4 protein-coding genes are annotated in these 11380 nt (G+C 73.3%); all 4 read right to left on the bottom strand.

Annotated features, from left to right (window positions below):
• Positions 1-23: 23 nt before the first annotated feature.
• The gene (locus CFP66_RS31300) at positions 24-4733 is read right to left on the bottom strand and encodes an NAD-glutamate dehydrogenase (protein ID WP_233159868.1); all 4710 of its coding nucleotides are present in this window, start codon (positions 4731-4733) and stop codon (positions 24-26) included.
• Positions 4734-5178: 445 nt separating this feature from the next.
• Positions 5179-8820, bottom strand: coding sequence for a hypothetical protein (locus CFP66_RS31305; protein ID WP_094928808.1), 3642 nt, complete (start codon positions 8818-8820; stop codon positions 5179-5181).
• Between the two features lie 70 nt (positions 8821-8890).
• Positions 8891-10567 (bottom strand): energy-dependent translational throttle protein EttA, encoded by a 1677-nt coding sequence (gene ettA, locus CFP66_RS31310; protein WP_094928809.1) that lies wholly within the window; start codon positions 10565-10567, stop codon positions 8891-8893.
• Positions 10568-10591: 24 nt separating this feature from the next.
• Positions 10592-11104, bottom strand: coding sequence for a single-stranded DNA-binding protein (locus tag CFP66_RS31315; protein WP_158228277.1), 513 nt, complete (start codon positions 11102-11104; stop codon positions 10592-10594).
• Positions 11105-11380 lie beyond the last annotated feature (276 nt).

The following is an 11380-nucleotide window of genomic DNA, read 5'->3' on the forward strand; positions in this document are numbered from 1 at the left end:
CGGGGTGCGTCCGTGTCGCGCCCTCAGCGGGCGAGGCCGCGCAGCTGGCGTGAGATCACCGACAGCGTGGCCAGGTCCAGCTGGCCCGCCGTGCCCACCTCGTGCAGCGCCGACCGGGCACGCACGAGCCGGGAGGCGTTGGCCTTCTCCCAGAGGGCGATGGCCTTCTCCACCGACGTCCCCGGCCCGGCCTCGCGCAGCGCGTCGAGGGTGATCGCCCGCAGCGACGCGTACAGGTCGTCGCGCAGGGCCAGCCGGGCGAGCGCGTGCCAGCGGTCGCCCCGCTCGAGCGCGCTGACCGAGGTGAGCGCCGTGTCCAGGCCCAGGTGCTCGGACAGCCCGAAGTACAGGGCCGCGACCTCGCGCGGCTCCCGTTCCTCCCGGTCGCGCTCGGAAAGCTCCGTGAGCTCGACGACGTCGAGCAGCCCGTAGCTGTAGACGAGCGTGGCCGAGCGCATCGCCGCCTCGGGCTCGATGCCGGCCGAGCGCAGCTCCGCCGCCCGCATGTCGACGCTCGCCCGTTCCCGGCCGTGCATCAGCTCCGGCAGCGCGGCGCGCAGCTCGCGCACCGTGGCCGCGAACCGGCTCACCTCCGCCCCGACGGCGAGCGGTTGGGGCCGGTTGGTGAGGAACCAGCGCGACGCGCGGTCGAGCAGGCGCCGCGAGTCCAGCACGAGCTCGTCGGCCACCTCGGTGGGGATCCGCGGCGAGCGCAGCTCCTCCCACAGCGCCGGCAGCTCGAACACCCCCGTGGTGACGGCGTAGGCGCGCATCGCGTCGGTGGGGGTGGCCGAGAGCTCCTCCCCCAGCCGGAACGCGTACGTCATGCCGGCGCCGTCGACCATCTCGTTGACCAGCAGCGTCGTGACGATCTCGCGGCGCAGCGGGTGCTGCCGAACGGCACCGGCGAAGCGTTCCCGCACCTCCTGCGGGAAGTACTCCGGCAGGCGGGCGGCGAACGCCGCGACGTCGGGCAGGTCGGTGGCCAGCAACTGCGCGGTGAGGTCGAGCTTGGTGTGGGCGAGCAGCGTGGCCAGCTCCGGGCTGGTGAGACCGGCGCCCGCGGCTTCCAGCGCGGCGAAGCCGTCGGCGTCCGGGAGCACCTCGATCTGCCGGTCGAGGCCGCGGCGCGTCTCGAGGTCGGTGGTGAGCCGGGCCTGCACGCTGACCATCGCCGGCGCGTGCGCCCGCGCGATGCCCAGCACGCCGTTCTGGTCGCGGTTGTCGGCGAGGACGAGCGCGCCCACCTCATCGGTCATCTCCAGCAGGACCGCGTTGCGTGCGTCGCGCTCCAGCTCGCCCGCCGCGACCAGGCGGTCCAGCAGGATCTTGATGTTGACCTCGTGGTCGGAGCAGTCGACTCCGGCGGAGTTGTCGATCGCGTCGGTGTTGATCTTCCCGCTGCGCCGGGCGAACTCGATGCGCCCGCGCGCCGTGAGACCGAGGTTGCCGCCCTCGCCGACGACCTTCACCCGCAGTTGCGACGCGTCGGCGCGCACCGCGTCGTTGGCCTTGTCGCCCGCGTCGGCGTCGGTCTCGTCCGACGCCTTCACGTAGGTGCCGATTCCGCCGTTCCACAACAGGTCCGCGGGCGCGCGCAGGATCGCCGCGATCAGCTCCGGCGGGCTCAGCCGCTCGACGTCGTCGGCCAGCCCGAGGGCCGCGCGGATCTCCGGCCCGATCGGCACCGACTTCGCCGTGCGCGGCCACACGCCGCCACCGGCACTGATCACCGAGCGGTCGTAGTCGTCCCAGGACGAGCGCGGCAGCGCGAACAGCCGCTCCCGCTCGGCGTAACCCGCCGCAGCGTCGGGATCGGGGTCGACGAACACGTGCCGGTGGTCGAACGCGGCGAGCAGCCGGATGTGGCGGGAGAGCAGCATCCCGTTGCCGAAGACGTCGCCGGACATGTCCCCGACGCCGACGACGGTGAACTCCTCGGTCTGGGTGTCGACGCCCAGCTCGCGGAAGTGTCGCTTGACGCTCTCCCAGGCGCCCTTGGCCGTGATGCCCATGGCCTTGTGGTCGTAGCCGACCGACCCACCGGACGCGAACGCGTCACCCAGCCAGAACCCGTAGGACGCCGCGACGTCGTTGGCCGTGTCGGAGAACTTCGCGGTGCCCTTGTCCGCGGCGACCACGAGGTAGGAGTCGTCGGCGTCGTGGCGCACGACGTCGGGCGGGGGCACCGTCTCGCTGCCGTCGAGGTTGTCGGTGATGTCGAGCAGCCCGGAGATGAAGGTGCGGTAGCAGAACTCGACCTCTTCGGGACCGGCGCCGTCGCGCCGGACGACGAACCCGCCCTTCGCCCCGACCGGGACGATCACCGCGTTCTTCACGGCCTGCGCCTTGACCAGGCCGAGGATCTCGGTGCGGTAGTCCTGCGGCCGGTCCGACCATCGCAGGCCGCCGCGCGCCACCGGCCCGAACCGCAGGTGCACGCCCTCGACGCGCGGCGAGTACACGAAGATCTCGAACTTCGGCCGCGGCGCCGGCATCCCCGGCACCTGCGCCGGATCCAGCTTGAACGAGAAGAACGAACGGTCCCGGAACCAGTTGGTGCGCAGCGTGGCAGTGATCATCGCCAGGTAGCCCCGCAGGATGCGGTCGGCGTCCAGACCCGTGACGGCGTCGATCAGTTCCCGCACCTGCGCGAGCGCCGCCTCCACCGCCTGTTCCCGCTCCGTGGTGGCCGGGTCGAACCGTGCCCGGAACAGCGCCATCAGCGCCGTGGCCACCGACGGGTGCGCGAGCAGCGTGTTGGCCATGTACTGGGGCCCGTACGGGCTGCCGAGCTGCCGCGCGTAGCGCGCGTACGCCCGCAGCACCGCCGCCTCCCGCCACGGCAGACCGGCGCGCAGCACCAGCGCGGAGAACCGGTCGGACTCGGCGTCACCGCGCCACGCCGCGCGGAACGCGGTCCCGAACGATTCCTCGACCGCCGGATCGTCCAGCGCCGCCCGCGTGGTCTCGTCGACCCGCAGGCCGAAGTCGTAGAGCCAGCACTGCACCCCGTCGGCCCGGACGAACTGCGACGGGCGCTCGTCCAGCACGTCGACGCCGAGCTGCTGCAGCAGCGGCATCACCGCGGTGAGCGTGACCGGCGCGCCGGCGAGGTAGAGGGTGAACCGCGGCTCCCGCTCCTCGTCGTCGGCGAGGTACATCCGGGTGTCGAACGCCCCCTCCCCCGACAGCGCCGCGATCCGCCGCAGGTCCTCCAGGGCGTGCTGCGGCTTGACGTCCGCCTTGTACGCCTCGGGCACGCCGGGCAGCAGCGCCGCCATCCCTGCCGCGTCGGGTTGGGAGAGCAGCCGGTCGTCCCACGTCCGGGCGGCCTCGGTCAGCTCGTCCTGCAACGCGGCGACGTCGACCTCGCCGTAACCCGACGCATCCGCATCGGTCAGGACGGTGAAGTGCACCATCGCGAGGCTCGACTCCGACAGCCGCACGGTGAACTCGGCGCCGTGTCCGCCGAGCCTGCGCTGCAGGACGTCGGACATCCGGATGCGCGCGTCCGTGGCGTAGCGGTCGCGGGGCACGTAGACGAGGCAGGAGATGAACCGGCGGTACGGGTCCGGGCGCAGGAACAGCCGCACGGCCCGGCGCCCGGCCACCGCGAGCACCCCGACGGCGGTGTCGTGCAGGCGCTGCTCCCCGGCACCGAACAGCTCCTCCCGCGGCAGCCCGGAGATCACCTCGAGCATCTGCTGCCCCGAGTAGGACTCCAGGGGGAAACCCGCCCGGTGGATCGCGTCGCGCACCCGGCGCTCGACGACCGGGATGTCCAGGACGCTCTCGTACATCGCCGGCACCGTCAGCAGGCCCAGGAACCGGTGCTCACCGACGAGCGCGCCCGCCGCGTCGAACGCGCGGATCGCGACGTAGTACGGGTGCACCGGGCGCAACGGGCTCGGCGCGCTGGCCCGCGTCATGATCAGGAGATCGCTCGTGCCATCGGCCGACTCGACGCGCGGCGCGTACTTCTCCGCGAGCGCCGACCCGGCCCGCAGCACGCCGAGCCCGGATTCCGGCTCGAGCCGCATCTGCCCGCCGACGGCGCCGTAGTGCTGGTAGCCCAGGAACGTGAAGTGGCCATCCGCGAGCCAGCGCAGCAGCTCGGCGACGTCGGCCGGGCGCGTGTCGCCGGACACGGCGGAGCCGTCCGGCAGCTCGCCTGCCACCCTGCGCGCGCACTGCACCATCGGCTCGGAGTCCTCGACCACCTCGCGGACGTCGCGCAGCACCCGCGTGAGCTTGTGCTCCAGCTCGGCGCGGGGCAGATCGGTGGGCAGCAGGTCGAGGTGGATCCACGACTCGACGAGGGCGTCGGGCGGAGGGGCCGCGGGATCGGCCTCGGTGAGCACCTCGACGAGATCGCCGCCTGCGCTGCGGCGCACCACGACGATCGGGTGGATCACCCGCTCCGCCTCGGCACCGGCACGGGAGACACCGGCCAGCAACGACTCGACGAGGAACGGCATGTCGTCGGTGACGATCTCGACCACCGGCCCGGCCGGCCCCGTCCCCTCCTCCGGCTCACGAACCCGGATCAGGACCTCGCCCGCCGCCCGCACCCGGGCGAGCTGGATATGGCTCCGCGCAGCGGCCAGGAGCAGCGGCCGTTGATCCGCTCGCTCGAGGTCGGGGGCGTGGCGCACGTAGAGCGCGCCCAGGTCGGTCAGCTCGGGATCGGTCGCGGACGGTTCCGCCCACTCCCGGGTCCGGCTCGTCACAATGCAGCTCCGGATCTCGCCGGCGGCGTCCTCGTTCCGTCGCCGTGGGTCACCCGCCGGTACGGCAGGCTCGCCGTCACCCTAGACGGGCCCGCGGGCGTGTGAGACGGCGATCTCAGCACGGAGTCGACGCGGTCCGGACGGTCCCCACGGCGCTCCGAACGGACGATTCCGAGCGCCCGGCGGCTGCGTCGGCGCGACGGCGTACTTGTCGGAGCGATCACAGCCCGGTGATCGATCCGAGCAGTGCGTGGGCGCTGTCGCGTCGACAGTCAGGTGCTTCTCGGAGTGATCACCATCCGGCATCCGCGGGCCCGATTCGGCAACGCCCTCGCCCCCACGCCGCTCGTGTCGATCACGACGCCCGAGAAGCACGTCGGCGCGGCTGCGGGGACCCTGGCGTACGACTCCGCACCGCAGGCCGCCGACGCAGGTGGTCCGCGCGCTAGATGCCGCGGTAGGCCGCCAGCGCGCCGGCGAGCAGGTCGGCGATCCCGAGGCCCTCGGCCGGCTCCCCGGTGCCGGTGTCGGGCTCCTCCCTGGCCGCCGTGGTGCCCCCCGCGCTCACGCCCGCCCCGGTCGCACCGTTCGCGCCCGTTGCGCGGGTACCGGACCCGTTCGCGCTGCCGCGCTCCTCGCTCTCGCTGCGCCCCGAGCCGTTCGCGCCGGGCCCGGCCGCGTCGGCGGGCCGAGCGCCGGAGCCGTTCGCTCCTGCCTCCTCCACGCCACGAGCGGCGACGTGCTCCCGCTCCTGCACGGCGGGTGCATCGCCGGGGCCGTCCCCGTTCCGATCCCTCGGACCGGACGGTGCCGCCAAGGCACTGCTCCTGCGCCGGGCACGTCCCGCCTCCGGTTCCGCGCGACTCGCACGGACCGATCGCTGCGGCTCCTGCGCGGCCTCGTCGGAGCCGGACCCGCGGTTTTCCCGCCACCCTGAGTCGGTGCGCGGGCGACCGTTCGAGCCGTTGTCGTGACGGCTGCGCGCTACGCCGGTATCGACGGGAGGCTCGGTCGGCCCTGCGGCGGAGCGACTTCCCGCCCCGTGCCGGCCCGTCGCGGCGCGGTCGGACCTCGCACCCGTCTCCGACGCCCACGGGACGTCGCCGGTGGTCGCGGCGAGGCCCTCCGGCACGTCCGCTGCCGTGTCCGCGGTGTCATCGCCCGCCCACGGCCACCCTCGCAGGTCGTCGTGACGAACCTGGCGCTCGGGTCGGGAGGTGCGATCGGCCCGGCCGGCACCGTACGGCGCGTCCCGCCGGTCAGCCGGGTGCGAAGCCTTGCGGGGCTCCGCTCCCGGGGTGCCGAGCTCGCTCCCCGGGAGGGGCACCTGCCCGATGCCACGCGAGAGGTCCTGAAGGATCTGGGCCCCGACCGGCCCGCCCGCGTCGTGGACGGCCGCGCGCAGCTGGGCGCCGGGGAGGTCCTCCTCGGTCACGAACCCGTGCAGCAGGTCGGGGAGCGTGCGGTGCATCCACTCGGTGGCCTCCGCGCGCCCCCATCCGGGCCGGCGGATCAGCAGGGTGTCGGAGTCACCGAAGCTCTGCACCGCCCCCGGCGGAAGGTGCTCCTCGAGCCGGCCCGCGACCGACCGCACCACCGTCCCGGCCCGCGGGCCGGCGAAGCGCCGCCCGTCCCGAGCGATGTCGACGACCACCGAGCACTCGTCGTCGCGATCGGGTCCGGGCTCCTGATCCCGACGCGGCACGACAGAGGTGCTGCCCAGCACGCGATCGAGGTCGGCGAGCGCCGCCTGCAACCAGCCATCGGGCTCCGGAGTGGATGGAGCCGGCTCCTCGGCCGCCACGGGCCGCGCTACGTGCTCATCAGCGGACTTCACCGTCCAACGCCCCGTGGCCCACGGGTCGTCCGCGCGATGCCGCCGCCCGTTCACGGGGATCGCGTCGCCCTCCTCGGCACCGGTGGCACCGGTGGCGGAGACGGCACCGGCGGCAGCGGCAGTCTCCGGCGCCACGCGACGACGGGACCGCGCCCGGGACGAGCGGCCGCTCGGCGCGTCCTCCTCGGTGTCCCGACGCTGCGGTGGGGCCTCGTCCGCAGGCTGTGCCGGCCGGTCGTGGCGGCCGCGCGTGGACGATCTCTCGCCAGGCTCCTCCGACGCGTTCCGCTCGGCCGCGCGGGCACGACGTCGTGATCTCGCGTCCGCTCGCCGCTGTGCGGCCCGCTCGTCGGCCCGCGCGTCCCGGTCTTCGGGAACGCGGTCCCCGCCGGTCGGTTCGACGTCGCGTTCCCGGCTCGGGTCGACGCCGCCCGCATCGTCCGGGCGGGCATCGTCCGGGCGGGCGTGGCCGCGGGAGCGCCGGCCACGGCTCGGTCGTTCGTCCGGTAGCGAGGTGCCGACCGACGGCATCCACCCGATCGACGCACTGCCCGGCTCGGCGGTGGTGTCGCGGTCCCGGCGGCGGCGCGTCCGGGGGGCCTCGGTCTCCGTGGGGTCTGCGGCCGTACGTCCGCCGTGGGCCTTGCCGTTGCGGTGGTTAGGTGCGCCGGCGGTGTCCGGCTCGCCGGGCTCGGCACGAAGGTTGCGGATCAGCAGGTCGCCGATCGGCGACTCCCCGGCCGACCCGCTCCAGGACACCGCGCCCCACCCGGTTGCGGCGTCCGGCGCCTCACCCTGCGCACCCTCGGTGTCGGCGGGCTCGCCCTCGAGCATCCGCTCGAAGCGGGACCGCGCCGGCCGCGGCTCGGGTTGCGCCTGCGCGCCCTCCTCGTCGGACGCACCGGGCTGCGGCTCGTCCCGACCCTCGGCACGCAGGAGCTCCTCCCAGCGGCTCCTGGCCAGCTTCCGGTCGCTCCTGGTGATCGCCGGCAGGACGGTCGTGGCCTCGCTCGCGCCCGCGTCGTCGGACCGCTGCACGCCGTTGGTCCGCTCCACATCATCGGGAGCGCGCCGCCTGCTGCGTTCCGCGGAACGTGCCACCGGCTCAGGGGCCGACGCATCGGGAGCCGCGCGATTCGGCACCGCGGTGGTGGCGGGTGTCGGCTCTGCTGCCGGCGCTGCTGTGGCCGCGGCCGGCAGCTCGGCGAGGGCCTGTGCGAACCGTCGCCCGCGGGCCCGATCGCGGCGCTCCGCGGTGACGGCGAGCTGGAGGGACTCCAGCGCGGAGTCGAGCTGCTCGGCCTTCTCGTAGAGCGCACCGAGCGCGGTGCGGCACACCGCTTCGAGATCGGACACGCCGCTGCCGGCAGCGTCCTCCGCCGCCTGCTCGAGCAGCTGCGCGGTGTCGGCGGCAGCGTCCTGGGCGGCCAACACCCGGGCAACGGTGAGCCGCAGCAGCGCCAGCTGCCGGGTGGGGCGGGACCATTCGGACAGGCGTGGCAGCAGTGCGCCGCATCCGTCGTGGGCCTCCGCGGCCCGCCCGGCATCCAGGAGCGCGGAAAGCCACTCCGCGGCGAGCGCCGCTCCGAGGTGCCCGGACGGCGTGCCGGCCCCGGCTCGGCCCCGCTCGAGGCGGGCCAGGCCGTCCTTCGCGCGCTCGACCGCCGCTGCCGGCCGCCCTGCGCGACGCTCCACAACCGCTTCGATCAACGCGACGGAGGCGCCGCCGATCTCCCCGCTCGACCCCTCGACGGCCGCCCAGGCCGCCGCGGCGGCGCCGACCACCTCGGTGGCAGTCTCCGGCGCGTCCTCCACGGCGCACCGGGCGTGCACGCACAGGAGATCGGCGCGCAGCTCCAGCTCGCTGGACTCGACGACCACAGGGGCGACGAGCTGCCGGGCGACCTCGACCTCACCGGCGCCGGCCGCCACCATCGCCAGCTCGACCCGGAGGCGCCGGGCGGCGGGCAGTTCCAGCGCGGACGTATCCCAGCGGCTCAGGCCGGCCAGCACGTCACACGCGATGTCCCGGCCGTCGCCGACGGTGGCCCGCGCCTGCACGGACCACCCGGCGGCGGTGAGCCATCGCTCCTGCTCGCCCGCCGCGGCCGCCTCCTCGAGGACGTGGTCGGCGAGCGCCGCCGTCAGATCGGGACGAGCCCACCGCAGTGCGGCAGCCGCGGCGACGAGGTCCGCGCCCCGTCCTGCCTGCCCGCCAGCAGCTACGCCTCCGGCACGCGTCGACCCCACGTGACCTCCTGAAGTGCTGGGATCCACCCACCGGGCCGTGACCGATCACCGGCCGGGGGATCAATAGCTCTCAGTCGCGTGTCAGCTTACGGTGCGTCACTCGGTGCGGTCGCGCGGCCTCCGCTCCCATCCGTTCGATCTTGTTGCGCTCGTACGCCTCGAAGTTGCCCTCGAACCAGAACCATGCCGCCGGGTTCTCGTCGGTGCCTTCCCACGCGAGGATGTGCGTGACGACACGGTCGAGGAACCACCGGTCGTGGGAGATCACGACCGCGCACCCGGGGAACTGCTCGAGCGCGTTCTCCAGCGATCCGAGGGTCTCGACGTCCAGGTCGTTCGTCGGCTCGTCGAGCAGGATCAGGTTGCCGCCCTGCTTCAGGGTGAGCGCCAGGTTCAGGCGGTTCCGCTCACCACCGGACAGCACCCCCGCCGGCTTCTGCTGGTCCGGCCCCTTGAACCCGAACGCCGCCACGTAGGCGCGCGAGGGCATCTCGACGTTGCCCACCTTGATGTAGTCGAGCCCGTCGGAGACGACCTCCCACACGTTCTTCTTCGGGTCGATGCCGGCGCGGTTCTGGTCGACGTAGGACAGCAGCACCGTGTCACCGACCCGGACCGTGCCGGAGTCGGGCTCCTCCAGGCCGACGATCGTCTTGAACAGTGTGGTCTTGCCGACCCCGTTGGGCCCGATCACACCGACGATGCCGTTGCGCGGCAGCGAGAACGACAGGTCCTTGATGAGGACGCGCCCGTCGAAACCCTTGTCGAGGTGGTCGACCTCGACCACCACGTTGCCCAACCTCGGGCCCGGCGGAATCTGGATCTCCTCGAAGTCGAGCTTGCGGTGCTTCTCCGCCTCGGCGGCCATCTCCTCGTACCGATCCAGCCGGGCCCGGCTCTTCGCCTGCCGCGCCTTCGCACCCGAGCGCACCCACGCGAGCTCGTCGGTGAGCCGCTTCTGCAGCTTCGCGTCCTTGCGGCCCTGCACCGCGACGCGCTCCGCCTTCTTCTCCAGGTAGGTGGAGTAGTTGCCCTCGTACCCGATGGCCTTGCCGCGGTCCAGTTCCATGATCCACTGGGCGACGTTGTCGAGGAAGTACCGGTCGTGCGTGACGGCCAGGATCGCGCCGGGGTAGCTCGCGAGATGCTGCTCGAGCCAGAGCACGCTCTCCGCGTCGAGGTGGTTGGTCGGCTCGTCGAGCAGCAGGAGGTCGGGCTTGCTCAGCAGCAGCTTGCAGAGCGCGACGCGCCGGCGCTCGCCGCCGGAGAGCTGGGCGACCGGGGAGTCCGGCGGCGGGCACCGCAGGGCGTCCATGGCCTGGTCGAGCTGAGAATCGAGCTCCCAGGCATCGTTGTGGTCGAGGATCTCCTGGAGCTGGCCCATCTCCTCCATCAACGCGTCGGAGTAGTCCGTGGCCATCTGCTCGGCGATCTCGTTGTACCGGTCGAGCTGTCGCTTGATCTCCCCGAGGCCCTCCTCCACGTTGCCGAGGACGGTCTTCTCCTCGTTCAACGGCGGCTCCTGCTGCAGGATGCCGACCGTGGCACCCGGTGCGAGGAGCGCATCGCCGTTGTTCGGGTGCTCCAGCCCGGCCATGATCTTCAGTACGGTCGACTTCCCGGCCCCGTTCGGACCGACGACGCCGATCTTCGCTCCGGGCAGGAAGTTCAACGTCACGTTGTCGAGGATGACCTTGTCGCCGTGGGCCTTCCGGACCTTCTGCATGCTGTAGATGAACTCCGCCACGCCGATGATGGTAGTTCCGGCCGGTCAGCCCCTCCCGGCGCCCTCACCGGCGAGCACGCTGCGGCGCTCGGCGCCCTCGGCCCGCTCGGCGGACTCTTCTCCGCGGGCCGGCGCCGGCGCCGGCTCCCTCACCACTTCTGTCCCTTGCGCCCCGGGTTCCTGCGGCGACTCTGCCGCCGCCGCACGCGTGCGGGTGACGACCGCGGTGGACCACCGCAGGTCCGGTCCTACCGCGTCGGCCCGCATCTCCAGCCGGTACTCGACGTGCCCACCCCGCTCGAAACGCGAGTTCACCAGCTTGCCGTGCGCGACCACCGGATCCCCGACGCGCAGCGACGTGAGAACGCTCTCCGCCAGCTGCCGCCAGCACGTGACGGTGAGGTAGACGGGCTCCGCAACGTTCCAGGCATCGGACGAACGGTCGAACCACCGCTCCGTGCTGGCGATCCGGAACTTCGCCCCGACAACGCTGCCCGACGCCAGGCGCTCCGGTTTCGTGGCCACGCGGCCCGGCACCGTCAGGTAGATCGCGCTCATCGCTGCTCCTCGCTGGTGGGTCGGCCCGAGCGGGCCCGATCCGTCCAGCCTGCGCGGCCGGCGGCTCCCGAACGAGACCGACCGCGAATCTGTGGATGAGCGACCCCCGAGGTGGACGGCCGGCACGCTCCACGCCCATCCTGTCGGAGCCATCTGCAACGATGGGCAGAAAAACAAATGAGCCCCGCCAGAAGGCGGGGCTCATTTGAAATGTTAAATGTCGGCGGCGACCTACTCTCCCACACCCTAACGAGTGCAGTACCATCGGCGCTGGAG

Origin of the sequence: Pseudonocardia sp. MH-G8, assembly GCF_002262885.1 — a bacterium.
Lineage (GTDB): Bacteria > Actinomycetota > Actinomycetes > Mycobacteriales > Pseudonocardiaceae > Pseudonocardia.